Raw genomic sequence first — 24,786 nt, forward strand, 5'->3', positions numbered from 1 at the left:
AGAGTATTAAAACGGAAAAAACGAAATAAAACACGCTTAGCGCGCTTTATTTCGTTTTGAAAGGGCAATCTTTATCAATCAGCGAACAAACTGTTCAGCCCAAAACGCCACGGGCGAAGCGATGAGAATCGTTAAGGCCACACGCTGATACCAAACGATCAGCATTTGTTTAATACTCAGTGGGATCTCGGTCGACAAGATACACGGGATTGAAGCAGAGAAAAAAAGTATGGATGAAATAGACACCACACCAACCACGAACTTCACAACGAAGACGCTTTTCGCGGCGATTAAGGCTGGCAAGAACATTTCAGCCAAACCCGTTGCCGAGGCCGTCGCCACCATCATTGGGTCTGGCAATTGTGCGAGCCATGCGAACGGGTAAAACAGGTAACCAATCCATTCAAACACTGGCGTGTACTTCGCCAATAACAAACCACATAAACCCACCGACATAATAGAAGGCAAAATACTCATTGCCATTAACATGCCTTCTTTGATGTTTTGCAGGATATTCCGACCAATGGGCGCGGCGTTGCTTGCAACTTCAAGCCCTTCCAACGCAGCATGTTTGAAGCGCGAATGCTCGAATTTTTCGACTTCACGGCTTTCTGCCGTGTCGTCCATTTTGCTAAGCGGAAAAATGCGTACTGTGATTGCCGTCACCACAAAAGTGATCAATAAAGTGGCCCAGAAAAAAACATTCCAAACATCCATCAAACCCAGTGTTTTCGCCACGATAACCATAAAAGTAGCCGAGACAGTAGAAAAGCCAGTCGCAATAATCGCCGCTTCTTTTGCGGAATACTGACCCGACTTATACACTCGGTTGGTGATCAACAAACCAATAGAATAACTGCCAACAAAAGACGCAACCGCATCAATTGCTGATTTACCTGGCGTTTTAAACAGAGGCTTCATAATCGGCTGTAAAAGCACGCCAGCAAATTCAAGCAATCCGTAACCAATCAAAAAGGCAAGAAACACCGCGCCAATCGGCACGATCAGACCAACCGGCACCACCAATTTACTAAACAAGAACGGCAACATGTCTTTTTCGAATAAAAAAGCCGGCCCCACTGAGAAAAATGCCATGACAGCGGTTACCACGCCCAATACTTTAAAAATAGACAAGACGGTTTGGGTTTTACTGGCACGCCAGTTACCCGAAACGAAAGGGTAAGCGCCACCCGCCAGAACAACTAAAATCGCGTACACCTCAGCCATTCCGGCAAAGTCTTTACGTAACCAAGAAACAATATGATCCAGCGGGATTGTCGTTTTTCCGCCAATATCGATCGGAATGAAAAAGACAAAAATACCAATGCAGCTATAAGCAATAAGTTTGAGAAGAGACAGCGGCGTGACAACGCCAGTCTTTGAGTCTGTAACGTTCATATTAGGCTTCCTATAAGAAGGTGAGTAGTCAAAAAGAGAAAAAGCAAAAGACATACCAACATGTATATACATATAAAAATGGGGCAATAAGCTCTTTTATCTGATGACTTCTCGTATGTTGTTTTTATTTTAAAGCACCTGAATCGCCAATATCGCACAGAATAAGCGCAATATAAAGCCCTCAGCACGCATTTAGGTCATTCTGATAGTGGGGAATTAAAAGACGGTTAAGAAAAAACGTTTAGGAAGAAGTTCCACTCAATCGAACAGCTTGTATATACATAGATTTTGATTTATTCATAATGAACTCAACAGCGTATCGTACTGGTCAAGTAAGTTTTCGGCATAAAATGCTCTGACTGAGGGCGCTTCGGTGTTTTCTGTCGCATGTCGCTGAATCAAATTCACCGCGTATTTGGCTTCATTTTCAATGTTCTTTAAGTCACTCTGATACAGATAAGACTTTGCGCTCAACGACTCACCAAACAATTCAGGATACACCTGTCGATTAGGAAGCACAGGCACGCAACCCAAGGCCACGGCTTCGAGAACGGCAAGACCTTGAAACTCATGCAGCGCAGTCGACAACACCATATCTGACGAAGCCAGAAAAGCCAAATAATCCGCTCGGCTTGGGGCAAAGCCAAATTGCGTGATTCGATGAGAAAACTTGGCTTGGATCTGATCAAACTCTTTTGGAACAGAGCGAAACTGCTCACCAAGGATGGCAATTTCGTAGTCTACATCGCGGCGCTCTAGTTCTTCTAAAATAGCCAACAGTCGATCAGGCCCTTTGTCGAATTCCCAACGCGCAGACCAGACCAATTTGATTCGTTTCGACGCTTTTGTATTCACGCCCTCTTCTGGCATGAAAACCTCAATCGAAGTGGACATTTCTAATGGCACAGGAAGCACTTGAGCGTTGGATTCTGTGCCATGCAACCAATCTGGTGAGACATAATCAGGCAGCTTTTTTAGTAAAGCACGCGCACCACCAAAGAAAGTGTCCTTATTAAATTGGCTATTAAATACACAGACATCTGCAGCCAATGCGCTGTACATAGTCACCATCTGCATTTCCACCAAGCCTTGCTGCTTGTCGCTGGCCGGATAGGCAAATTGATTTTCGTGGAAATACAGCAGCCAAGGAATGTTCTGTAAGTTTGGGCAAAAGGCTTTCAGCCCAACAACGTCTGTCATAGACGTCGCAATCACGACATCGTATGACTGCTCTATCACGGACTTAAATTGCGGATCAAACGCAAAACTCATGGCGTTACCGCGAATCCGCCACGCAAAGTGTCGAGCAGGCAAAGACACATACTCCCAATCATGCTGACTCATTCCGCTCATTAAAGTCTTCGCCCACGCTTTATGGCTGCTGGCTTCGTAAGCACTGATCAATAAAATTCGCACGATTGAGGTCTCATTTGTTGGTTTAATTTGGTCTTTGTCGCTGGCTCAACGGCCATGGGTCGAATATCATGTAGGAAAATAACGAATCCTTTAAGGAATAACATGATCATTCAACGTCACGATCAAGATATTAACACGCCAACAGGCCTGATGCGCTGCACCGTTTACCGCCCTCAAGCAGAAGGTCGCTTTCCGTGTGTCTTCTTTTATTCTGAAATTTTCCAACAAACTGCTCCGATTGCTCGCTCCGCTGCCATCATGGCAGGACACGGTTTTGTGGTTATTGTGCCTGAAGTGTTTCATGAACTTAACCCGATCGGTACCGTATTAGGTTATGACGACGAAGGCAAAGACAAAGGCAACGCAGACAAATTTACCAAAACACTGGAAGCCCACGACAGCGACACGGTTGCGATGCTCGAATACTTTGAACAACAAGAGTATTGCACAGGACAATTTGGCAGTATGGGCGTTTGTTTAGGTGGTCATTTGGCGTATCGTGCGGCGTTAAACCCTCGCATCCAAGCGTCCTTTTGTTTGTACGCAACAGACATTCATTCGAATACCATTCCATGTGACGAAGGCAATGACTCTTTCACTCGCACCAAAGAGATTCAAGGGGAATTGACCATGGTGTGGGGCAAACAAGATCCGCACGTATCAACAGAAGGTCGTCAGAAAATTTACCAGCAATTAATCGACACTGACCGTTTATTCACTTGGCATGAATTCAACGGCCAGCATGCGTTTATGCGCGACGAAGGCGATCGTTACGACCCTGCCCTCGCCTTAGAGTGTTACAACAAAGCCGTTGCGCTGTTCCAACGCACCTTGCATAAAGCCTAATACGCTAATTTTTCGTTTCGTGGTCGTCGGGGTGAGCTTATTGCTCGCCTCGCCACATTGGCGTCATAGCACACTCGCCTAGCTCACCAGAGATCCACATTTCGCTGTCTTGAATAGTCACGTTCAATTGCATAGAACGAGTGCAGATTTTTGCCAAGGCTTCGACTTGAGACTCAGGGAATTGCAATACTCTTAGGTTATCGAAACGACTATTCTTGCCTTTGTTCTGTTCCCACCAGATGTCAGATTTGTCGTTGTAATTCACAACGATCACTTGTTGAGCTCGACCGCAAGCTTTGCGTAAACGCTTTTCATCGGGCTGACCTAACTCCACCCAAAGCAAAATTTCATCGGAATAATTCTTTTGCCAAAGATCCGGTTCATCTTCTGTGCTGATGCCTTTGGTAAAACTTAATTGTTCGCCGCCTTCTTTTTCATCAGCTAATAGCGCAAACGCCGCCAAACGCACCATCATGCGCTCTTCGGTTTCAGAGGGATGTAACGCCAAAGTTAACTCATAACTTTGATAATGATTTCGATCCATATCAGACACTTGAACCGATGCTTTATAAACTGTTGCTTTCGTCGCCATGAGCTCACTTACTACGTTATTGCCTACAAAAAATTAACCACAAGAGTTAACTGCAAAAAGTTGACTACAAAACTTACTAAAAAGAAGCCAAGAAAATCGCGACGAATTGTACAGCAAAAAACACTCACCATACCCTTATATGCAGACTGTTTTTCGTCATTATGCAAACGGCGTAATGTGTGCAAAAAAAGAATGATTATTTCGATATAAGCAATTGACATAAGACACGAAAAAAGGCTCAATCAAGAAGCTCATTCGAGCAAATATTACACAATTGACACCAAACAACGTTAAGGAGAAGCACCATGATCACATTTATTCGCAATCATTCTACTTACTCCATGACGACTCGCTGTAATAACCGAGTTCGCTCAACGTTGCCTGCGCGTTCAATGCCTGTGTAATTCACCATTGACCGCGGAATTTACGCGGTCACCTCTATTAGACACAACCCCGTAAGTTCCGCCAAAAAAGCACCATTAAAACGACTATTTTGGAGAAAACTTATGAGTATCATCGCCCTATTCAACGCCGCTAAAGAATATTTTGAAGCGCGCCGCACCAATCAACTGTTTCGTCAATTGGACGACCATTACCTAAAAGACATTGGCTTCTATCGCGACAACGGACACATTCGTCCATTGGCAGGGAAAAAAGACCTCGAGAGCCAACCTTTAGAACACGCTTACATACCGCCGGGAGAACAACCGAGCGACGGGTGACCCGATTGTCACCTTAGATGGCTCTAAGGTGACGGTAAGCAATGGGTAGGATAACCACAACGCCTTTCGTTACTTAGTAGCGAAAGGCGTTTTTGTAGGAATGCTCATGTTGGAGTAAATGGCTTGGAATAAGCCAATGGAAAATTAAGGCAATGAACGTTGGTTAAATTCACAACCTATTTTCATCTGACCCCAAATTCGCCAAATTCGAACTTTAATGTTCGATCAGACGCTTAGAAATCTTGTAATTTTATGACATAATGTTGTGCATCTGTCGCAGAGCGTTTTAGCTCTTTATCGCGGCGCTTTTTTGAACTTATTCGATAGCATAACAATGTCACTAGATAATGGGGCTGCCCCAGTAAATTCAAGCGCTGAGCTTGATCGTCGATTCTCCATCGCACCCATGATGGATTGGACCACCAGCGATTACCGTGTTTTTGCGAGAACGTTAACTAGGAATACGCTGCTTTATACCGAGATGGTGACAACGGGTGCTTTGCTGCAAGGCAATCATCCTGAAAGATTCTTACGATATGATGGTTGTGAACACCCTATTGCGTTGCAGTTAGGTGGATCTGACGCGGTTGCGTTGGGTAAATGCGCAAAAATGGCGCAGCAAGCGGGCTTCGATGAGGTTAACCTTAATGTGGGTTGCCCAAGTGACCGAGTACAAAACAGTTTAATCGGTGCGTGTTTGATGGCTTACCCAGATAAGGTAAAAGACGCCATGCGAGCAATGCAAGATAACTGCGATATTCCAGTAACGATCAAACACCGCATTGGTTTAGATGACCAAGAAGATTACAGCGTGGTGCGCGATTTTGTTGGTGATGTGGCGACCACGGGCGTGAGTACTTTTATCGTCCATGCTCGCAATGCGATTTTGGAAGGCTTAAGTCCAAAAGAAAACCGTGAAGTACCGCCACTGAAATACCACTATGTCCACCAACTAAAGAAAGATTTCCCAGACCTTGAAATCATTGTGAACGGTGGCATTAAAACCCTAACAGAATGCAAAGACCAATTAGCTCACGTGGATGGCGTTATGGTTGGCCGCGAGGCTTATCACAACCCTTGGTTATTAAGCCAAGTGGACGAGCAACTTTTTGGTAACCCAGCGTTAGTGACGAGTCGCTACGAAGCACTAGAGGCTTTCGTTCCGTATGTGGAGCGCAAGCTAGAAGAAGGCGAACGATTATTGCACCTCACCCGACATATTTTGGGTATTTTTCAGGGGGAAGCCGGCGGCAAACAGTTCCGTCGTTATCTTTCTGAAAATGGTCATAAAGCCGACGCAAAGATAAATGTATTATTAGAGGCCATCGATTTGGTCAAACATCATCAACACAAAGGATAAGAGCAATGAGCAATAAGTTATCTCAGTTAAAAGAGTTCACGACCATTGTGGCCGACACCGGTGATATCACAGCCATCAAAGACTTTTTACCAGAAGATGCAACGACCAACCCATCTTTGATGCTAAAAGCGGCACAAATTCCTGAATACGCGCCTTTCCTTGACCAAGCGGTTGCTTGGGCAAAAACACAGAGCGATGACAAAGAGCAGCAAATTCTAGACGCTGGCGACAAGCTTGCGGTTATTGTTGGTACGGAAATTCTAAAATACGTTCCAGGTCGCATTTCCACTGAAGTCGATGCGCGTTTGTCTTTTGACAAAGAAGCGACTCTGGCGAAAGCCCGTAAATTGATCGCACTTTATGAAGAAGCTGGCGTGTCTCGTGACCGCGTTCTAATTAAAGCCGCGTCTACTTGGGAAGGCATTAAAGCCGCAGAAGAACTAGAAAAAGAAGGCATCAACTGTAACCTGACTTTGCTGTTCTCTTTCGCTCAAGCACAGGCTTGTGCGGAAGCGGGCGTTTACCTGATTTCTCCATTCGTTGGTCGTATTCTTGATTGGTACAAAAAATCGACTGGCCAAGAGTACACGGCAGAAACCGATCCTGGTGTGGTTTCTGTGACTGAAATCTACAACTACTACAAGCAACACGGTTACAAGACTGTTGTGATGGGCGCGAGCTTCCGTAACATCGGCGAAATCGAGCAGCTTGCTGGTTGTGACCGTTTGACGATCAGCCCTAACCTGCTTGAAGAATTGAAGAAAGATGAAGGCAAACTAGAGCGTAAATTGACACCAACAACGGATGTGAAACCTGCGCCGGCGGCGATCACTGAAGCGGCGTTCCGCTGGGCGATGAACGAGGACGCTATGGCAACTGAAAAGTTGTCTGAAGGCATTCGTAACTTCGCAGCGGATCAACGCAAACTAGAAGTCACTTTGGCGTCTATGCTTTAATCGTAGCACCATAACGATTTAACGCTTCGGCGTACTAAAAAACGCGGCCTTGGTCGCGTTTTTTTTAGTTTCCACAAAAAAGAACGCATTATGACCGAAAGAACAGAGTTAGAAAAAATGATCCAAGGCGAGCCGTTTAACGCGATCGACCTCGATCTTCGCCTACGCAGAGAAGCGGCTCGTCTTGCCTGTGCTAAATTCAATGCGCACCCAAGCAAGGGCAACCTTCGCCATGTGACTCGTTTGTTTGCGGAGTTTGGCAGCGTGGTGATTGAACCCGGTTTTCAATGCGACTATGGGTCACAGATTCACCTTGGTGAACGTGTCTTTATTAATTTCCAATGTATTTTCTTAGACAGTGCCAATATCTATGTTGGTGATGATGTATTAATTGGCCCCGGCGTTCATCTCTATACGGTAGATCACCCAAGGGATGCAGACCAACGCGCGTCTGGCGAATGTTTTGCACGCCCTATTACCATAGGCAATAAAGTCTGGATTGGCGGTGGTGCCAAAGTTCTCCCCGGCATTGAGATTGGCAATAACGCCATTATCGCCGCTAATGCGGTAGTAACGCGAAATGTCGCGGAAAACGAACGCTTCTTCGGCTAATCTATTGTCACTTTTTGTCGGTAATATTTGTGCATAATTCCATCAATATACACGCGTTGAGACCTTAATTAAGGCCTATCTGAATACTTCATCCAACTAGGCAAGCATTCCGCAATTGTTGTGGAAATAGCCTCGCACATCCTCTTCTTTCGACTATTTTGTATATACTGCACGCAAATTCGCGAGAATGAGGTCGCCTTATGAAAACACTAATTTTATTTCTAGCTAGCCTGTTGGCGCTCAATGCTAGCGCCTCTGATACGGTCGTGGATGAAGCATTAAGCATCAAAAACATCACACAGTTTGATGGTATCCCTTGGGGGATCGCCATGATCAATGATAACGAAGCGATTATTACGATCAAAAAAGGCACAGCGTTTAAAGTCAATCTTAATAATGGACAGAAACAACCGCTTTTGGGCTTACCAAAGGTTGATAATCGAGGCCAAGGTGGCTTGTTGGATGTGGCTAAATCGCCACAGTTCAAAGAACACAATTGGCTGTATTTTACCTACGCTAAGCCAACTGACGACGGTTCAAAAACCACACTAGCCAGAGCCAAATTGCTCGGAAATACACTCGCTGACTGGCAAGATCTGCTGGTCACTGACTCTGCCACAAAAGAGTCCAAGCATTATGGTGGACGCATTGCCTTTGACGATAATGGCCATGTTTTTTTCTCCGTGGGTGATCGTGGCGTTCGAGAAAATGCACAGGATTTAACCAATCACGCAGGGAGCGTCATCCGCCTGAATTTAGATGGAAGCATCCCTACAGATAACCCATTTGTGACCCACGCTAATATCCGAAATGAAATCTGGAGCTACGGACATCGTAACCCTCAAGGATTATTTTACGATACAAATAGCCGCACGCTGTGGTCCAATGAACATGGCCCACGAGGCGGCGATGAGATCAATTTGATCCGCCCAGGCGCGAATTATGGTTGGCCTATTGTGTCCTATGGTAAAGAGTATTGGGGGCCGATTAGTGTGGGAGAAGGCACAGAAAAAGACGGCATAGATAACCCGGCCAAGGTGTTCATTCCATCAATCGCACCCAGCAGCTTAATTCGCTATAAAGGAATGCTATTTTCTAACTGGAACGGTGACTTTTTGTCTACTGCGTTGGCGTTAAGGCATCTAAACAGAATTAAAATCGAGAAAGATGGCGAAACAACAGAAACACGTTACTTGCAGCATTTGAATGAACGCCTTCGATCGATTGCTCAAGATTCTGAAGGCGCTCTTTACATCGGGACAGATTCGGGAAAGCTTTTAAAGATAACACTGGATATCTTGCCTGAAGAACACTAAAACCGTCGCGTCAAAGATTGCCTTTATTGCTGTAAACATAATACCAATTTTCCAGCTCATCCAAGGTCATTGGTTTCGATAACCAATAGCCTTGGAAGAAATCACAACCTGCCTCTCTTAGATTCTTATACTGAGAGGTGTTCTCTATGCCTTCCGCGGTCACAACAATATCTTGCAAGTGACACAGCTCGATGAGTGCAGGCAACAACTTTGCGTATTCGGGCTTGGTCACTCTTTCGGTGAGAACCTTGTCTAGCTTTACCTTATCGACTGGATAATCGATCATATGAAGAAGCGGCGTATAGCCTACCCCAAAGTCATCTATCGCAATACTGAAGCCCGCCTTTTGCAATCCATTCAATACATCAAATACGGAACTCGTTTGCACATAACTGAATGTTTCGGTCAACTCAAGTTCAATACTTTTGTCTTCAATGCCATATTGTTCCTTCAGCTCAATAAGGCGGTCTAGTACAACATGATGACCCAGTTCAGCCGCTGAGATGTTAATCGATAAAACACACTCTTCACCGAAAACATCACGAATTTTGGGAAGGCTTTTAAACGCGGTTTCAAACACCCAATGGTCTATTTTAGCGTAGGTTCCGGTTTGCTCTGCGATGGGAATAAATTCATCCGGATGAATCTCACCTAGCTCCGCAGAATGCCAGCGAATCAGCACTTCAAAGCCTTTAATTTGCATGTTCGCCGACGTGTAAGGCATGTACACAAGTGAGAACTCTTTATCGCAATCGATCATTTTCAGCTGTGTTTCGATGCTTTTGGTACGGCGCGCAGCGGAAGCGATGTTTTCGGAATAATGTTTGTAGCGATTTTTTCCTGAACGTTTTGCGTTGTACATCGCCATGTCTGCATTAGCGATCAACTCTTTTAAGTTATGGCCATCTGCAGGGTAAGTGGCAATACCCATGCTCGCAGAAACAGGAAAATAGTAATGATCTGACTGGTAGCCCCCCTCGAAAAGAGCGACCACAGACTGAGCCAAGTCATCCGCCTCATCCACGGCAACTTTATGAGTCAGCACAATGGCAAACTCATCGCCAGACAAGCGAGACACCATGCAACCACCTTGGCTTTGTAAAATTGGTTTAATCAACCGCTGCAAATCGTTTGCTAAAAAACACAAGAGGTCATCGCCCGCTTCGTGACCTAACTTATCGTTTACAAATTTAAAGTTGTCTAAATCAATGTATATCAAGGAGACAAATCGTTTGTCTTGCTCTGCTTTAATCAATGCACTTTTTGCATACTCATAAAAACGAAAACGATTTGGTAAGGACGTCAAGGTATCCGTAATGGCCATCTCGTGGTTTTTTTTCAAGTTATTTTGCAACTGCTCAAATAACACGTAAAACTTCTTACTTAACTGGCCAATTTCACTTCTACTTTCGGTGGGGGAAATGTTTTCTTTTTGGTACTCCATCACCTGCGTGAGTTCGTTATCAAGAGCGCTAATCGGCGCGGTGATGAATCGAGAAATCAAATATATTAATAATCCGTAAGTTATCACGCCAAGAAAAAATGCGACAAATATAAGCTGTATCCGTAAATTCAATAACGGCCTTGCCAATACCGAAGCATTTGGCTTAATAGTAAGAAACTGGTTAGGCGAAAGCTGTATCGAGTGAGCGAATACATTCTCAACGGGTAAAATCTGATTGGACCAAACAAGCGTTGCGTTGTACGACTGTTCCAACGTCGACAAATAGTCGGAAAACTGATCCATACGAACTGCAAAAGACAGCTGAACACTGTCATTAATATCACGACCTTTAAATGGCAGAAGCGCCACCCTGTCCAATAAGCGCCCCTTCACTACGCTTATATCTGAGCTGTTATGAAACAGCTCCCAGCTAGACGTTATGTGATGAGCAATCATTTTTTGGGTTACCCCAAACTGCTCATTACTTATGGTGGCAAAAGGGTCAGCGCTTCGCTCATAATAAAATAATTCGTCGCCACTTCCGTTGTATAAAGCAAACGAAAGTCGGCTATTGGGTTTATTAGACAAAATCTGGGAGGTCAGTACATTCAACCCCTGACTGAGTGCAATATCACGATAACTAGAAGAAGCCGAGGTTAAAAAGTCCGATAAATACCCGCCCTCCAAAAAGAGGGCCATTGCATTGTCTACAGCAGAAGATTCTTCTTTAAAGACACTTTGCAGCTGAAACATGCGTTGCTCTAGTTTCGCTTGTTCTAACTCAATTACGCTGCTTTTTTGGTATTGATACACAAAAAAAGTAGCGATCCCGTACCCAAATAGAATGATTGGGAAGAGTAAAAGAACCAATCGCTTATTTAGATTCATGAATAACCTTGATCGCTTCTTGTATTCGAATGCGTTTTCTTATGTTCGCGTCTGATAACATTTGAAAAGAATACAAGCCATCTAAAACCTCTTGTGATGGATAAATTAATTCATCTTCTCGCATTTCTGAGCTTTGTAATTGGTAAGCTCTTAGGTCTACTGTGGCAACGCCGATGCTTTCAGAGTTCGCAGCGGCAACATCAGCTCGGCCAATATAATCAATAAATGATTGAGCTAACACCTTTTTTTCGGAGTTAGCGGGAATCACCCAGCAATCCAACCAGAGAAAAGAGCTTTCTTTGGGTAGCACATACTTCCAAACGTCTTTTCCAATGCTGTCGTTCATGGTGTATTGATCACCACTGTAAACAACTGCTGCGTACATATCGTCTTTGTTTTCCGCGTCCAGTAGATAGGAAGGAGCGTAATCATAGGTGAGAACATCATCACTTTGCTGCTTTAAAAGTTCATACATTTTTTTTAAATCTTGTTCTTTGTCTGTATAAGGCGACAAGTTCAAATGTATTAAAGCGGGTGCGCTCAGTCCGTAATAATCGCCCAACATTGCGATATGACCTTTTAGGTCTTGTCTAGAAGAAAACAAGTCCGCCCACGAATCGACAGGAGAAGTGACTTTATCGGTTCGGTATGCAATGCCTAACGTTCCCCATAAATACGGGACAGCATGATCACCACATGTTTCGAGCCATTTCGGTTCGATATTGCCTTTAAACTGCGCAACATTCAGATCAAACAAGTAGCCCAAGTTCGCTAATTTATTGGCGGATTGAACATCCACAATCGCAAGGTCAATTTGATGCTGTTTGGTGTCCGTGAGAAGCAAATCTCTCATGTCTTCATTGTCATACGTTATTAGTCGTATTTTTGAATCAGTGAGTTTTTCCCATTCGTTGATGGTTTGCTCTGAAAGATAGTCATCCCAATTCAAAATATTCAGCGTTGGCTGCTGACTGTGGGCGTCAAATGATAAAACCAATGAGGTATACAGAAAGAAAGAACCAAGATGTGATGTCGCGATCATACGTAATTTCTTCATGGGTTCTCTCAAAAATATAAAGTAAAAAAGTATCGTATCTAGATCAGATTAAATACACAAAAAGGGTAAACCTTTGTTAAAAATCATACAATCTTTCAATAACAATACATAAACCTCACCCATTCATGGTTTTTCGATCACAACACACGGCGATCAATAATCGGCTTCCTCACCCCAGCTAGAACCACTGTCCGCTTCCTCACCCCAACTGTCTTCCGCCCAGCTGTCATCCCCCTGATTCGCATCCTGAGCCACGGGTTTGCTTGGGACATTACCATCATAGACTTCGTAAGCGCGATTTTGCAGATAGATATCACGAATAAAGCTATAGCGGTCCCCGACTATCATGCCTTCAGCATTAAGATAGCGAGCCCGCGTATCAATCACTTTCAGCCCTAATAAGCCCAACTCTTCATCACTATTCAAATCCAAAAGCCCCGTTTCATCGACATAAGTGTATTCCACGACAAAAGCAGAACCATCCCGTACCGTGGACGGGCCAAAGAACGGCATAACCAGGTATGGGCCCGACGATACCCCCCAATAACCTAAGGTTTGCCCAAAGTCTTCATCGTACTTTTTCAGACCCATTTCACTGGCCACATCAAAAATACCAAACCAACCCGCGGTACTGTTTATCAAAAAACGAAAAGTTGAAGACGCCGTACCATCCCACTTCCCTTGCAATAAGTTATTGGCAATATTGCTTATTTCCCCCAAGTTAGAGAAAAAATTACTCACGCCTTTTTGCACCGGCGTGGGCGTGATCGCCTTGTACCCTTGCGCCACGGGTTTAAGCACAGCGCCATCGATGGTGTCATTAAACGCGAACATGGATCGGTTAAACCCTTCCCAAGGGTCTTCTTCTGTCGCTGCAAAGACCGACTGAGAAAACAAAAAACTCATACTTAGCAACCATGTAGCCATTACTTTCAGCATTCTTCACTCTTCCTTATTATCTATCATCGAATACCAGACAGCCGCCCGATCCAATCACTAAACCAGTTTTTTCACTTCGCTCCATTGTTTCGCCAAGCGCTTTTCAGAAATGGGTTCCAAAGTGCCCACGGACTGCGCAAACAAGGAGATGCGATACTCTTCTAACATCCAACGGTACTTCACCAATTCTGGATCATACAATGCTTTGTCTTCGTGTGCCTTTCTCTGTTGGGTATATTTCAACCAAAGTGCTTCCAATTCAGACACAGCGGCGTTTTCTTTGTTCAAATGATTTTGAAAACGCTCCAACCGCACTTCGATGCCTTTAAAGTATCGTGGCAATTGCCCCAACCAAAAAAGCGGCGTATTGCCAATAAAACCGGGGTAAATAAGCTGCTCTAATTGCACCTTTATGTCCCCATACACTCGCGTCCAAGGCAGTGGAATAGTGCCTTTCATTTTTTTCGCAACCCCTTGATAAGAGGATAAGACACGATACAGCTGCTCTGCCATTTCGTTGGCAACACTGATTAATCGAGGTTTATGAGTGCTAACGCACGATTCAAACTCCGTTCTGGTACGCGGCAGCGCACGACCTTCCAGAAATACTTTTTCTAGTACTGCATTAAGCAAATCCTCTAGCAAGGTTTCTTTCTGCCCCAACGGGGAAAAGATCAGCATAGATTCTTTTAGGTGAGGTAAGTTTTTCTGCATGTAACGCATGTCTTTGCTGAGCGTCAATTTCAGTAACGTCACCACGCCTTTACGATGCGTGTCCAGCGCGGTGTTCAGATCGTCAAACATTTTAAGAGACACACTGTCACCTTGGGAAACCAAGGCAGGAAACGCGGTCACTTTGATGCCCGCTTGCTTGATCTCCTGACGCTCTGGAATGTCTTGATCCGGCCAAGCGCTTAGCCCTTCTTGCTCATGCTGCTTCGTGCCAAATTTGGCAAAGCTCTCTTCCACCAGATCGCTAAACTGCGCCTGTAGCTGCGCTAGATTCTTCCCAACACCTAAAATTTTTCCGCGCTCGTCCACCACTTCTAAATTGAGTGTCAAATGCGAATCCAGTTTTTCAGCATTCCATTCGTTTAATGGAATATCGATTAAGGTTTCGCGCTTAATCTGCAAACTCAGCTGTTCGAGCAAATCGCCTTTGTCTTTCGACAAATTGGGGTACACACGCTCAACAAACTGCGGAATTGGCACAAACCGACGACGCAACGCTTTTGGGAGACCACGCAATAACGCCTCACAACGCTCTTTAATAAAACCGGGAACCGCCCATCCCAAATCGTCTAAGCTCAACTGGCGCAACAAACCAACAGGCACTTTTAAGGTAGCACCATCACTGGCTTGGCCGGGGTCGAACTTATAATCAATCGGCAAAGCAACGCCATTCAAACCAAAAGAATCTGGAAACGCAGCCGCGTCGACATTTACGTCTTGCTGAACCAGATCCTCACGAGTCATGAGCAGCGCTTCAGGCGAGGTTTTTACAAAGTGCTCTAAACTTTTTAGATTGCGCACATGATCAGGCAGCCTAGCGTGATAAAACGCAAAAACTGTCTCGTCATCCACCAAAATATCGCGAGTCCGCAGCTTGGCTTCTTGCGTCTCTAGCGATTCAATCAGGGCTTTATTCTTACGAAAAAACGCTTGCTTCGTTCTAAGCTCGCCTTCCACCAGCCCAGAGCGGATAAATATCTCACGCGCGTCCTCTGGATTGACGTGGCCATAATCCATACGACGTTTCGCAACAATCACCAAGCCATACAAAGACACTTGTTCATTGGCCATGACACGACCTTGATTCCGCTCAAAATGCGGATCGAAGTATTGTCGTTTAACAAAGGGTGCGGCGTATTCTTCAATCCAAGCAGGATCAATACGAGCGGCAACGCGCGCGTACAATTTGCTGGTTTCCACCAGCTCTGCGGCCATGATCCATTGTGGTGGTTTTTTAAATAACATGGAGCCTGGAAAGATAGACAGCTTACGAGATCGACAACCCAGCATGTCTTTACTGTCTTCCATTTTATTCGCCACGTGCGTAAACAACCCCGCCAGCAATGAACGATGAATGGCTTCGTAATGACGTTCTTCGTGCTGAACTTCTTTAAAACCAAGCTGCTTACAAGCGATCATGATTTGTCGATGAATATCTCGCCACTCACGCATGCGCATGAAATTCAAAAACTGTTTTCGACAATACTGACGCAGCTGATTCTGCGACAAGGCTTGGCGCTGCTCTTCAAAACGTTCCCACAAGTTTAAAAACACGGCGAAGTCTGAATCTTCGTCTTTGTCGACGGCATGCGCTTGATCAGACTGGGTTTTCTTATCTTGTGGGCGCTCACGAGGATCAGGAATAGACAAGGCACTGACAATAATCGCCACTTCTTTGAGCACACTGTGTTGTTCAGCTGCGATCAAAATCCGCCCTAATTTTGGGTCAATTGGTAATTTGGCGAGCTGACGACCAATCGGAGTCAATCGGTCTTTGTGCAACGCGCCCAACTCGGTTAATGCGCGATAACCGTCATTGATCATGCGTTTTTCGGGCATTTCAACAAATGGAAATTTTTCAACTGCGCCCAGTTTCAAGTTGGCCATTTGCAAAATAACCGACGCTAAGTTGGTGCGGAAAATTTCCGGATCGGTAAATTCTGGTCGATTGTTAAAATCGTTTTCATCATACAAACGAATGCAAATACCGTCGGCCACACGACCACATCGCCCTGCTCGCTGATTGGCACTGGCTTGGCTGATTTTCTCTATTGGTAGCTGCTGAACTTTGGAGCGCACACTGTAGCGGCTAATTCGCGCTAAGCCAGGGTCAATGACATAGCGAATGCCCGGCACCGTTAACGAGGTTTCCGCGACGTTCGTCGATAACACAATCCGACGACCTGAATGGGATTTGAAAATGCGTTGTTGCTCGCTGGCGCTCAAACGCGCATACAGCGGCAGCACTTCAGTGCCACGTAGCTCAGCTCGTCGTAGAATCTCCGCTGTCTCACGAATCTCTCGCTCACCCGGTAAAAACACCAAAATATCGCCCGCTCCGCGATATCCTGACTGCCGTTCTTCGGCAATAAGCAGCTCAACCGCATCTAAAACGCCTTGCTCCATGCTTTGGTCTTCGTCTAACTCCTCTGAGTCGGACTTGCTTAACAAGGGCTGGTAACGGATTTCAACCGGATACGTTCGACCCGATACTTCAATGATCGGCGCGTTTTCAAAATGCTGGGAGAAACGTTCAATATCAATGGTTGCCGAGGTCACAATCACTTTTAGATCTGGGCGTGCGGCCAAGACTTGCTTTAAATACCCAAGCAGGAAGTCAATGTTCAAACTGCGCTCATGGGCTTCGTCTATGATGATGGTGTCGTATTTATACAGGCGTTTATCTTGTTGAATTTCAGCCAACAAAATACCGTCGGTCATCAACTTGATCAGTGTTTCTTCGTTACTTTCATCACTAAAACGAACCTGAAAACCCACTTGTTCGCCAAGGTTAACCTGCAACTCATCACTGATACGTTCCGCTACGCTGCGCGCCGCAATACGTCTTGGTTGCGTATGGCCGATCAGACCCGCGATGCCTCGTCCGGCTTGCAAACACATTTTCGGCAACTGTGTGGTTTTACCTGACCCCGTTTCACCCGCAATAATAACGACTTGGTTTTCTTGGATCGCTTTGATGATTTCATCCGCGCGTGCGGCAACAGGCAAACTTTCGTCGTAGGTGATCTTTGGCAGACGAGACAAACGAGCTTGGTGTAGTGTCTCCGATTTTTCGATAAGTTCGTTCAATTCAGATTGCATGCGATCAAATGGCAAACCGTCTTTTTGACGTTGTCTCAGTTGACCTTGTTTTTGATGGATAAGATGACGATCGCGCGTCATTACAGCATGTGTCGGCATGATAGCTAAACTAGTATCCTTTTGCTTGTCGCAGAGAAAGTATGGGCAAGCACAATTGTTGTGCAAAGGTCTCTATCTATATAGTTGTAAATTCTAACATCAATCCCAACCTAAGGGTTATAGTGAACGACATTCGCAAAGTGTCTTATACGGCGCTATCACTCAAACAGACCAAAAAAAAGGAAATGGTATGTCTCATCAAGTCTTTGAAGATAACTCTCTTACCATTGGCAACACGCCACTTGTACGTTTAAACCGCATTGGAAATGGGAATATTTGGGCGAAACTTGAGTCTCGCAATCCCGCTTTTTCCGTTAAATGCCGTATTGGCGCCAACATGGTGTGGGACGCTGAAAAACGCGGCGTTCTTACCAAAGGAAAATCGTTAGTAGAACCATCCAGTGGCAACACTGGTATTGCCTTGTGTTTTGTTGCGGCTTCTCGTGGTTATCCGATCACCATTACTATGCCATCAAGTATGAGCGTCGAGCGTCGTCAAGTGATGAAAGCCCTGGGTGCAAACATCGTCTTGACGGAGCCTGCCAAAGGCATGAAAGGCGCAATCGAAAAAGCACAAGAAATCGCCCAAGATGACAATTTCGTTTTATTGCAGCAGTTTGATAACCCAGCCAACCCAGAAATTCACGAAAAAACCACGGGACCAGAAATCTGGCAAGACACCAATGGTGAAATCGATGTATTCGTAGCAGGCGTTGGCACTGGCGGTACCATTACTGGCGTAAGTCGATATATTAAAAACACTCAGGGCAAAGCGATTGTCAGTGTGGCGGTAGAGCCAACCAGCTCTCCGGTTATCACGCAAACACTTAACGGTGAAACACCCGCCCCTGCCCCACATAAAATCCAAGGCATTGGTGCGGGATTCGTACCAAAAAACCTTGATCTTTCTATCGTAGATCGCGTTGAGCAAGTGTCCAATGAAGACGCGATAGCTATGGCGAAACGTTTAATGCGTGAAGAAGGCATTTTGTGTGGTATTTCATGTGGCGCTGCAGTCGTTGCGGCTGAGCGTTTAAGCCAACTTGACGAATTTAAAGATAAGAAAATCGTTGTTGTATTACCCGATTCTGGTGAGCGCTACTTATCTACTGCGTTGTTTGAAGGTGAATTCACCGACAACGAATTGGTACAATAAAAACACGCGACACCCATAGAAAACAAAATCCCCGCTTAGGCCACAACCTAGCGGGGATTTTTTATGCCTTTACTCTCGCCTTTTTGAATGAGAACGGAGAGGCACCTCATTAGTTAGACGATTAATGCGGTTTTTTCGCGCCATAGCGCACGATGTCTTTGCCATTTTCAAACACATCGGCCGTTACCCAACGTCCCAGTACTAACTGCTGGTTGTCGTCCAAAACCGCGACAAAAGGGCGACCATTCGCATTGTTAGTTGCCAGTGCCACACCCGACACGTTATCCAGACCTAAACCGCCCATTTCAACCAAACGCAAAAAGGTTTCTAGTTCATCTAAGGTTTCGATCACATCGTTATCATTAATCATTTATTTTACTCTGTTACATCAATAATGGCCTTAGAATAACAGGTCTCGAAGCCAGTGAAAAATACCGTGACCGCCAAACCTAAACTGTACAGATACGCTAAAGCCGAAAACGAGCATAACCTACACGAGCGTAGCCTACAAAGCGGTGGTTAAATGCGCCGCTTTGATCTGACAAACCACTTCGCCGCCTTCAAACACACAAAGTTCACCCTCTTCCATTTGCTGCCACTGTTCATCATGCGTCAGTGGCTGGGTTGCAATGACGGTCACAACGTCTTTGTCTGTGGTGACTTCTTTAAAGTCGACGATCACATCTTCATCGGACAGGGTGGCCTTTTTAAACGGCGCCCGTCGGGTAATCCAGTGCAATTTTGTGGTACAAAAGCAGTATAAACGCACGCCATCAGACAACATCATATTGAAGACACCACGCGATTTCAGCTGTAATGCTAAATCTGATAACGCTTCTGACACCGCGACGACGCTTGGCTCTTGATCACCAAAACGAATTTGCAATTGCTCTACAATCCAACAAAAAGCACGCTCTGAATCTGTACTACCTAATGGATGGTAATGTTCGATTGGCAACGATTCCGATGACTCAAGTTGCCCATTATGGGCGTAAGTCCAAGTCTTGCCCCACAACAAACGATTAAACGGGTGGGTGTTTAATAGACTTACCGCGCCGACGTTTGCTTGACGAATATGACTGATCACAATGTCACATTTTAGTGATGTGTTACTGATGACTTCTGCCATGTCCGAATCGGCACTTGGCCTTGGATCGTGGATCGCCCAGACATAGCCGTCACGGTACATGGCCATTCCCCAGCCATCTTTATGGGGACCTGTTCGACCACCGCGGGCTCGCAGCCCCGAAAAACTAAAACAAATATCCGTTGGCACATTGGCGCTCATGCCTAATAACTCACACATCGTTTATATCGTCTCTGTCTGTGGATTTATGTTTTAAGCGACGATATAAGAAAATACCGCCCGCTATTGCGATAATGCCGCCAACGTTTAACAAGGCATACAAGATCCATTCTTGCTCTGATAAATTGCCCGTATTCTCTGTCACTGGCGAGCTTTCTTGATCGGGTTTTAATCCCTCTGATTGTGTTTCTATCTGTTCTTGGGCATCCGTCACAATGGAAATAGCCGGTGGAACCATGACCGGCATCGCGTCTTTTTCTAAAATGGGAGCCGACAATAAAACAGCACCCACACTAGAAACTTGCCCTAATCCAACTTCTAACGAGTTATCCGCTTGTTTATTAAAATGCCAAAAAGGCGTCCAGTATTCGAACTCAGATCCGGTTTGTGTAACGCCAGATAACTGTGCACGAACCTTGACGGTATCGCTTGTTTCAACGGGTATTATTTTTTCCCAATAACCTTGCCCCACTAAGGGCATCTCTTCCATTTTGGTGGTGCCATTATTGTAGGTAAACTCAAGCATGATGTGCGAACTCAGGACATCCAATCGCAAATTCACAGGCTTAGCTGAAAAAGCAATCAAGTTCCCACTCGGGTTCGTTCCGCTAAATTCGATCGCAGGATTCACGGTAAAAAACTGACTCATCTGTCGAGAAAACGTTTTACCGTCCACCAAACTAATCAATTCATAATTGCCTGGCTCAGAAATGGCACCAATGGTCTGAACAAACGTATCGTCTTTAAGCGCCATGTTATGAATAAACACTGTCTCCTTTTGCTCCCCACTTAGACGAACCAAGGTCTGTTCTACGTTAAGCAAGCCAAGCACGTCTAAATCTTGAATAAGAGCATTTTCTTGAAACACGCCAACCGAGGACGCTGTTGCCTCGCCTTGAAATACAATCGGCGGAATAGTCGAAGCCTGTATGCCTAAATCCGTCATTACTCTGACACTGCTTCGCTCTAAATCCACGTTACTGACCGTCCAATTCCCAGCGGCTGGACGACGCACCGTGAGCAATGTGTAATGCTCAGCCGCCGATACAGACACGCTATTACTGTTCACCAATGCCAACGCACTACCGTCTGGTTTGGTGATACGAGGTTGACGCCCTCCGTCATGAAACACGACCAAAGTCAGCTCATCGATTGCGTCATCAACTAAAAAGTGGTCACCATCAAACGGCAGCTCATCAGAAGGCGATGCTTGTGAAAAAATACGATCAAAGGTATCGAGTAAATCTTCTGGAATGGCCACTTCCGTATGGGTCGCGTTGGTTCTAAGTGACAAGGATTCCAGCAGCGCTTTGTCTGTGTAACCCGTCATAGAAACGGTATGAAGATGAATCCCTCTGTCTTCCAGTTCAGAAGTAAGTTGATTTAAAATTCGATCTCGCGAGGCTTTATTAACGCTGTCTTCTAAGCTGATGTCCACCATGCCATCGGTTACCAATATCCAGTGACGGCTGAAACCAGACGCCAAATTACCACTATCGGGTGTTTTCAAAAGCAGCTTAATAATGGCTTCCAAGTCGGTTTTCACGTCTTGTGTAACGTAACTGTTCACGTAGCTTGCTAACTTGGCTTTCGTGGCTTTATTGACAGTGGATTCGGGCAATAAGACTCTCGGCTCCTCACCAAATAGCCAAATGCCGAGCGTAGCTTGCTCTTCTGGGGCGAGATTTGAAATAAGACGTAATGCCTCAGACGTCAGCTTATCAGGGTCGCTGATCAGCATACTACCAGAGGCATCAACAATGACACGGAATTGTGTATCCGCTTGGCTTACCGGCATCCAAAAGGATAAAACAGCCACCAACAACACAGTATTTATTTTCAACCACTTCACGTTTGCGAACTCCTTGAACTACTTTACTTTGCTGAGATTAGCGACCGTTCGCTGTATCACGTTATATCATACGGCTCCGGCATACCATGTACCCATTTTATAATATGAGTTTCCCAATCTTCTTCATCCACCGACTGCTCATTGATCGCATAATGTCGAACCGTTAAGCCCTGACGTAGCATCTCTTTGTCATTACCCACCACTAATGGGTGCCAGTTAGGCAGCTCTTTCGTTTCATATAAAACACGATAACTGCATGTGTCTGGCAACCATTGAAACTGATCAATTTGATCCGCTGTCAAAGTAATGCAACTTGCGACTTTTGCTTGGCGAGTGTCGTAGACTTTGCATTGGCACGAGGTAATATTCAACTGATGACACGCAAGATTGGTGTAAAAGACCTCTTCAGTGTCATCGTCTTGTAATTTCTGTAGACAACATTTGCCACAGCCATCACAAATCGACTCCCACTCGGCTGGCGACATTTTTTCCAGCGGCGTGGTTTTCCAAAACGGTTCGTAACGCTTTGCAATCATTCTTTCAATCCAACTCGTTAATAGACAGCTTCTGTTGGCGTCTTATAAAGATCCAATAAATAGTCGTCTTTCGCTGGTGGTAATTGCAAATAAAAGCCTTTTTCACGAATCCCTTCAATCACTTTCTCTGGGGTAGCGCGAGCCAATTTACTTTCGTTAGTCAATAACATTGTCATTGCACTGATACCTTTGCCAAAACGGGCCATTAGCTCTTCTGGTATGTCTTTCAGGCCTTTACTTTTTTCCACATACAAGTACATGCCATCATGTTTACTAGAGCGAAATACTTCTACGATTAAATGCTGTTTCATAATGTTCTCTTGGCGTGTCACGCCATGTTTTGCCTTTTAAAATTAAGACTTCTTAAATTTTTCTAACACTGGATCTACAATGACGTCACGTCGCCATCCCGTAATGGCTGGGTTTTGCCAATCCACATCAGTACCATCAAACAAATGACGCACCAATGGATCCAGTAATTTTCGCTTCATCATGGCTTCTGGAGCGATATTTAATGCTTCCGCCTTTTTACGAACGAACGCTTTAATGGATTTCGTTAATTCCCCAGCTTGTGATGGCAGAGGCGCTTCCAAAGGCAATTGATATTCATCCGGAGACAGTTCATTTACCAAAGCCACTTGCTCTAAAATCACTTCTCCGTACAAACGATGTTGACGGCCTGTTAACTCTTCTGCTTCTGACACCGCTTTATGATGCGTGGGCAATGTTTTCGCCAACGACCACAACGTGCGATCCTTTAAAATTTGGCCTTTAGGGACATTTTCTTTGCGTGCTTGGCCATCTCGCCAAATAAACAACAAGCGCAATAACGTCAGACCTGCAGGAGACAAACGCCAAGCGGTTTTTATGCCATCCCAGTTCTGCTCAGGATCCGAGTTCATTTGATATTGCCACTTAAGCGATTCGCAATCTTCCAACACCCATTCAAGCATGTCTTTTTCTTGCAAACGGGCCACTTGCATTGGGTACACTTTCGCAAGATAAACCACATCTAAAGCCGCATAACGCTTTTGCGCATCCGTTAATGGGCGTTGTGTCCAATCGGAGCGCGTCTCATCTTTGGCGACTTCAATTTGCAAATACTCATGAATCAACTTCACGTAACTTAACGACCATTGTGCGCTCGCGTACGCCTCACCAATTTGCGTGTCGTAAAACGGCGTCGGTAGTACCCCTAGCAATCGGTCAAACACATCTAAGTCTTCTGAACAAGCATGGAAAACCTTCATCACAGAAGGGTTTACCATCAAGCTACGCAGCGGCTCCCATTCATCAATACTCAAAGGATCAATCAATACCGCTTTATCGCCTTCGCTAATTTGAATCAGCCCCGTAATTGGAAAATACGTTGTACGACGAATAAACTCAGTATCGACAGCGATTACAGGCAGCTCTGCCCAGTAATGACACCAGCTCGATAGCGATTCATTGTCAGCAACCCACACAATATTCAGGGCATCATCATTTAGAGCATCATCTTGATCATTCATCTTAGAGTTTTTTCCGTCCCTCTAGCGCCAAGGCCAGAGTGTTACCATCAACGTATTCCAATTCGCCGCCCATTGGCACACCATGAGCAATACGGCTCACGTTGATGTTTAATGTTTTTAATTTTTCGGCGATATAATGACAAGTCGCCTCGCCTTCCACCGTTGAGTTAGTGGCAATAATAGCTTCTTCCACTTCGTTATGCTGAACCAGTGCCTCTAAACGATCCAAACCAAGCTCTTCTGGACCAATACCGTCAATCGGTGACAAATGCCCCAACAATACAAAATAACGCCCAGTAAACGTACCCGCAGATTCTATTGCGACCACGTCGGCAGGCGTTTCGACAATACACAAACGCGTTGCGTCCCGTTCTGGGTCTTGGCAAAGCTCGCACTCTGACTCTTCCGTCAAAATGCGACAACTTGAACATCGACCTACCTTATCTAGTGCTTCACGTAAGCCGTTCGCCAGTCTATCCGCCCCTTGATGATCTCGTTCTAATAGATACAACGCCATCTTTTGCGCCGACCTTGGCCCAACACCAGGTAAACAACGCAGTGATTCAATCAATTCTTTTATTAAGGGACTAAACAAAGCTCGCTCCTAGAAAGGCATTTTAAAGCCAGGTGGCAACGACATTCCCGCCGTTGCTGACGCCATTTTTTCTTTTTGTGTTACTTCAATGTTACGAACAGCATCGTTTACTGCCGCGGCAATCAAGTCTTCCAACATTTCTTTATCGTCAGCAAACAATGAGTCATCAATAGACACTCGTTTCACATCATGACGGCCTGTCATTAGAATTTTGACCAGACCAGCACCCGCTTGACCTTCGACTTCCATGTTGGCGATTTCTTCTTGCGCTTTTTGCATGTTTTCTTGCATCTGCTGCGCTTGGCGCATCATGTTACCCATACCACCTTTGAACATAACTTTTTCTCCAAT

The 24,786-nt window shown here is 45.2% G+C and carries 22 protein-coding genes; 7 read left to right on the plus strand and 15 right to left on the minus strand.

Going from position 1 to position 24,786, the window contains the following annotated elements; all coding sequences use genetic code 11:
• Positions 1–78: 78 nt before the first annotated feature.
• Together AABA11_RS08960 and AABA11_RS08965 are read right to left on the minus strand one after the other, a co-directional pair.
• Positions 79–1,398: a YjiH family protein gene (locus AABA11_RS08960; protein WP_265729807.1), complete on the minus strand. Its 1,320-nt coding sequence runs from the start codon at positions 1,396–1,398 to the stop codon at positions 79–81.
• Between the two features lie 297 nt (positions 1,399–1,695).
• Entirely contained in the window at positions 1,696–2,814 is a 1,119-nt protein-coding gene (locus tag AABA11_RS08965) for a tRNA-queuosine alpha-mannosyltransferase domain-containing protein (RefSeq protein ID WP_338267161.1), read from the minus strand.
• Between the two features lie 102 nt (positions 2,815–2,916).
• Here AABA11_RS08965 and AABA11_RS08970 point away from each other — a divergent pair, with 102 nt between their 5' ends.
• Complete coding sequence (locus AABA11_RS08970) at positions 2,917–3,660, plus strand: dienelactone hydrolase family protein (protein ID WP_338267164.1); 744 nt, start codon at positions 2,917–2,919, stop codon at positions 3,658–3,660.
• 37 nt (positions 3,661–3,697) lie between these two features.
• Here AABA11_RS08970 and AABA11_RS08975 read toward each other — a convergent pair whose 3' ends face one another.
• Entirely contained in the window at positions 3,698–4,252 is a 555-nt protein-coding gene (locus AABA11_RS08975) for a YaeQ family protein (protein ID WP_265729804.1), read from the minus strand.
• Between the two features lie 506 nt (positions 4,253–4,758).
• On the opposite strand from AABA11_RS08975, the gene AABA11_RS08980 reads away from it, so the two are divergent.
• The 5 genes from AABA11_RS08980 (at position 4,759) to AABA11_RS09000 (ending at position 9,218) form a co-directional block, all read left to right on the plus strand.
• Complete coding sequence (locus AABA11_RS08980; RefSeq protein ID WP_265729803.1) at positions 4,759–4,974, plus strand: DUF1127 domain-containing protein; 216 nt, start codon at positions 4,759–4,761, stop codon at positions 4,972–4,974.
• Positions 4,975–5,308: 334 nt separating this feature from the next.
• Positions 5,309–6,334, plus strand: a complete 1,026-nt coding sequence (gene dusA, locus AABA11_RS08985; protein WP_338267167.1) for a tRNA dihydrouridine(20/20a) synthase DusA — start codon at positions 5,309–5,311, stop codon at positions 6,332–6,334.
• 5 nt (positions 6,335–6,339) lie between these two features.
• Positions 6,340–7,290 carry a transaldolase gene (gene tal / locus AABA11_RS08990; protein WP_265729802.1) on the plus strand — a complete coding sequence of 317 codons (951 nt, stop codon included), beginning with the start codon at positions 6,340–6,342 and terminating at the stop codon, positions 7,288–7,290.
• A gap of 90 nt (positions 7,291–7,380) precedes the next feature.
• Complete coding sequence (locus AABA11_RS08995) at positions 7,381–7,902, plus strand: sugar O-acetyltransferase (protein ID WP_265729801.1); 522 nt, start codon at positions 7,381–7,383, stop codon at positions 7,900–7,902.
• 200 nt (positions 7,903–8,102) lie between these two features.
• Positions 8,103–9,218, plus strand: coding sequence for a PQQ-dependent sugar dehydrogenase (locus AABA11_RS09000; protein WP_338267170.1), 1,116 nt, complete (start codon positions 8,103–8,105; stop codon positions 9,216–9,218).
• 10 nt (positions 9,219–9,228) lie between these two features.
• On the opposite strand, the gene AABA11_RS09005 is transcribed toward AABA11_RS09000, so the two are convergent.
• The 4 genes from AABA11_RS09005 to hrpA form a co-directional block, all read right to left on the minus strand.
• On the minus strand, positions 9,229–11,550 hold the full coding sequence (locus AABA11_RS09005) for an EAL domain-containing protein (protein ID WP_338267172.1): 2,322 nt from the start codon (positions 11,548–11,550) through the stop codon (positions 9,229–9,231).
• On the minus strand, positions 11,537–12,607 hold the full coding sequence (locus tag AABA11_RS09010) for an ABC transporter substrate-binding protein (protein WP_338267175.1): 1,071 nt from the start codon (positions 12,605–12,607) through the stop codon (positions 11,537–11,539). Before AABA11_RS09010 ends, AABA11_RS09005 begins: the two co-directional genes overlap by 14 nt.
• Positions 12,608–12,760: 153 nt before the next feature.
• The gene (locus AABA11_RS09015) at positions 12,761–13,546 is read right to left on the minus strand and encodes an MlaA family lipoprotein (RefSeq protein WP_338267176.1); all 786 of its coding nucleotides are present in this window, start codon (positions 13,544–13,546) and stop codon (positions 12,761–12,763) included.
• A gap of 57 nt (positions 13,547–13,603) precedes the next feature.
• Positions 13,604–17,479, minus strand: a complete 3,876-nt coding sequence (gene hrpA, locus AABA11_RS09020) for an ATP-dependent RNA helicase HrpA (RefSeq protein ID WP_338267179.1) — start codon at positions 17,477–17,479, stop codon at positions 13,604–13,606.
• Between the two features lie 190 nt (positions 17,480–17,669).
• On the opposite strand from hrpA, the gene cysK reads away from it, so the two are divergent.
• Complete coding sequence (gene cysK, locus AABA11_RS09025) at positions 17,670–18,635, plus strand: cysteine synthase A (RefSeq protein WP_338267182.1); 966 nt, start codon at positions 17,670–17,672, stop codon at positions 18,633–18,635.
• A 121-nt stretch (positions 18,636–18,756) separates the two neighbouring features.
• On the opposite strand, the gene AABA11_RS09030 is transcribed toward cysK, so the two are convergent.
• The 8 genes from AABA11_RS09030 to AABA11_RS09065 form a co-directional block, all read right to left on the minus strand.
• Complete coding sequence (locus AABA11_RS09030) at positions 18,757–19,005, minus strand: hypothetical protein (protein ID WP_265729793.1); 249 nt, start codon at positions 19,003–19,005, stop codon at positions 18,757–18,759.
• Positions 19,006–19,140: 135 nt separating this feature from the next.
• Positions 19,141–19,941 carry a class II glutamine amidotransferase gene (locus AABA11_RS09035; protein ID WP_338267184.1) on the minus strand — a complete coding sequence of 267 codons (801 nt, stop codon included), beginning with the start codon at positions 19,939–19,941 and terminating at the stop codon, positions 19,141–19,143.
• Entirely contained in the window at positions 19,934–21,793 is a 1,860-nt protein-coding gene (locus tag AABA11_RS09040; protein WP_338267186.1) for a VWA domain-containing protein, read from the minus strand. Before AABA11_RS09040 ends, AABA11_RS09035 begins: the two co-directional genes overlap by 8 nt.
• A 56-nt stretch (positions 21,794–21,849) precedes the next feature.
• On the minus strand, positions 21,850–22,329 hold the full coding sequence (locus tag AABA11_RS09045) for a YcgN family cysteine cluster protein (protein ID WP_265729790.1): 480 nt from the start codon (positions 22,327–22,329) through the stop codon (positions 21,850–21,852).
• Positions 22,330–22,346: 17 nt separating this feature from the next.
• Positions 22,347–22,640: a YcgL domain-containing protein gene (locus tag AABA11_RS09050; RefSeq protein ID WP_265729789.1), complete on the minus strand. Its 294-nt coding sequence runs from the start codon at positions 22,638–22,640 to the stop codon at positions 22,347–22,349.
• Between the two features lie 42 nt (positions 22,641–22,682).
• Entirely contained in the window at positions 22,683–23,840 is a 1,158-nt protein-coding gene (gene rnd / locus AABA11_RS09055) for a ribonuclease D (RefSeq protein ID WP_338267190.1), read from the minus strand.
• Between the two features lies 1 nt (position 23,841).
• Positions 23,842–24,435 (minus strand): recombination mediator RecR, encoded by a 594-nt coding sequence (gene recR, locus AABA11_RS09060; RefSeq protein WP_338267191.1) that lies wholly within the window; start codon positions 24,433–24,435, stop codon positions 23,842–23,844.
• A gap of 9 nt (positions 24,436–24,444) precedes the next feature.
• Complete coding sequence (locus AABA11_RS09065) at positions 24,445–24,771, minus strand: YbaB/EbfC family nucleoid-associated protein (RefSeq protein ID WP_265729786.1); 327 nt, start codon at positions 24,769–24,771, stop codon at positions 24,445–24,447.
• Between the last annotated feature and the right edge of the window lie 15 nt (positions 24,772–24,786).

Source organism: Marinomonas pontica (genome assembly GCF_036322735.1).
Taxonomy (GTDB): domain Bacteria; phylum Pseudomonadota; class Gammaproteobacteria; order Pseudomonadales; family Marinomonadaceae; genus Marinomonas; species Marinomonas pontica.

Excerpts from the sequence above, each read along its gene's own strand:
- tal (WP_265729802.1), top strand. The coding sequence starts at position 6,340 with ATGAGCAATAAGTTATCTCAGTTAAAAGAGTTCACGACCATTGTGGCC.
- AABA11_RS09015 (WP_338267176.1), bottom strand. The coding sequence starts at position 13,546 with ATGCTGAAAGTAATGGCTACATGGTTGCTAAGTATGAGTTTTTTGTTT.
- cysK (WP_338267182.1), top strand. The coding sequence starts at position 17,670 with ATGTCTCATCAAGTCTTTGAAGATAACTCTCTTACCATTGGCAACACG.
- AABA11_RS09050 (WP_265729789.1), bottom strand. The coding sequence starts at position 22,640 with ATGAAACAGCATTTAATCGTAGAAGTATTTCGCTCTAGTAAACATGAT.
- AABA11_RS09000 (WP_338267170.1), top strand. The coding sequence starts at position 8,103 with ATGAAAACACTAATTTTATTTCTAGCTAGCCTGTTGGCGCTCAATGCT.
- AABA11_RS09005 (WP_338267172.1), bottom strand. The coding sequence starts at position 11,550 with ATGAATCTAAATAAGCGATTGGTTCTTTTACTCTTCCCAATCATTCTA.
- dusA (WP_338267167.1), top strand. The coding sequence starts at position 5,309 with ATGTCACTAGATAATGGGGCTGCCCCAGTAAATTCAAGCGCTGAGCTT.
- AABA11_RS08970 (WP_338267164.1), top strand. The coding sequence starts at position 2,917 with ATGATCATTCAACGTCACGATCAAGATATTAACACGCCAACAGGCCTG.
- AABA11_RS08960 (WP_265729807.1), bottom strand. The coding sequence starts at position 1,398 with ATGAACGTTACAGACTCAAAGACTGGCGTTGTCACGCCGCTGTCTCTT.
- AABA11_RS09030 (WP_265729793.1), bottom strand. The coding sequence starts at position 19,005 with ATGATTAATGATAACGATGTGATCGAAACCTTAGATGAACTAGAAACC.
- AABA11_RS09045 (WP_265729790.1), bottom strand. The coding sequence starts at position 22,329 with ATGATTGCAAAGCGTTACGAACCGTTTTGGAAAACCACGCCGCTGGAA.
- AABA11_RS08975 (WP_265729804.1), bottom strand. The coding sequence starts at position 4,252 with ATGGCGACGAAAGCAACAGTTTATAAAGCATCGGTTCAAGTGTCTGAT.
- AABA11_RS08995 (WP_265729801.1), top strand. The coding sequence starts at position 7,381 with ATGACCGAAAGAACAGAGTTAGAAAAAATGATCCAAGGCGAGCCGTTT.
- AABA11_RS08980 (WP_265729803.1), top strand. The coding sequence starts at position 4,759 with ATGAGTATCATCGCCCTATTCAACGCCGCTAAAGAATATTTTGAAGCG.
- hrpA (WP_338267179.1), bottom strand. The coding sequence starts at position 17,479 with ATGCCGACACATGCTGTAATGACGCGCGATCGTCATCTTATCCATCAA.
- AABA11_RS09010 (WP_338267175.1), bottom strand. The coding sequence starts at position 12,607 with ATGAAGAAATTACGTATGATCGCGACATCACATCTTGGTTCTTTCTTT.
- AABA11_RS09035 (WP_338267184.1), bottom strand. The coding sequence starts at position 19,941 with ATGTGTGAGTTATTAGGCATGAGCGCCAATGTGCCAACGGATATTTGT.
- AABA11_RS09065 (WP_265729786.1), bottom strand. The coding sequence starts at position 24,771 with ATGTTCAAAGGTGGTATGGGTAACATGATGCGCCAAGCGCAGCAGATG.
- rnd (WP_338267190.1), bottom strand. The coding sequence starts at position 23,840 with ATGAATGATCAAGATGATGCTCTAAATGATGATGCCCTGAATATTGTG.